Origin of the sequence: Streptomyces panaciradicis, assembly GCF_023516615.1 — a bacterium.
Classification (GTDB): domain Bacteria; phylum Actinomycetota; class Actinomycetes; order Streptomycetales; family Streptomycetaceae; genus Streptomyces; species Streptomyces panaciradicis.
Window position 1 is genome coordinate 1 of record NZ_JAMGBF010000332.1, and the last position, 626, is coordinate 626.

Here is a 626-nt window from a genome sequence, read left to right on the forward strand (position 1 = left end):
CCTTACGACGCCCTGCTTCTGCTGTCCTTCGGTGGTCCCGAGGGCCCGGACGATGTGATCCCGTTCCTGGAGAACGTCACCCGTGGCCGGGGCATCCCCAGGGAACGTTTGAAGGAGGTCGGCGAACACTACTTCCTGTTCGGCGGGGTCAGTCCCATCAACGACCAGAACCGTGCGCTGCTGGACGCGCTGCGCAAGGACTTCGCCGACCACGGTCTGGATCTGCCGATCTACTGGGGCAACCGCAACTGGGCCCCGTATCTGACCGACACCCTGCGCGAGATGACCGCCGACGGGCACCGCCGCATCCTGGTGCTGGCCACCAGCGCCTACGCGTCGTACTCGGGCTGCAGGCAGTACCGCGAGAACCTGGCCGACGCGCTGGCCGCTCTTCAGGCCGAGGGGCGCGAGCTGCCCCGGGTGGACAAGTTGCGCCACTACTTCAACCACGCCGGCTTCGTGGAGCCCGTGATCGAGGGCGTGCTGCGCGCGCTGGACGAGCTGCCGGAGGAGGTGCGGGCCGGCGCCCATCTGGCGTTCTCGACGCACTCCATCCCCACGGCCTCGGCGGACACCTCCGGCCCGGTCGAGGGCCACGGCGAGGGCGGCGCCTACGTCGCCCAGCA

Annotated in this window: 1 protein-coding gene; it reads left to right on the top strand. The window is 69.5% G+C overall.

Features of this window, described 5'->3' with window-relative positions:
• The coding region (locus tag M8J74_RS44225) for a ferrochelatase (RefSeq protein ID WP_249841778.1) at positions 1-626 on the top strand (626 nt) is incomplete at both ends.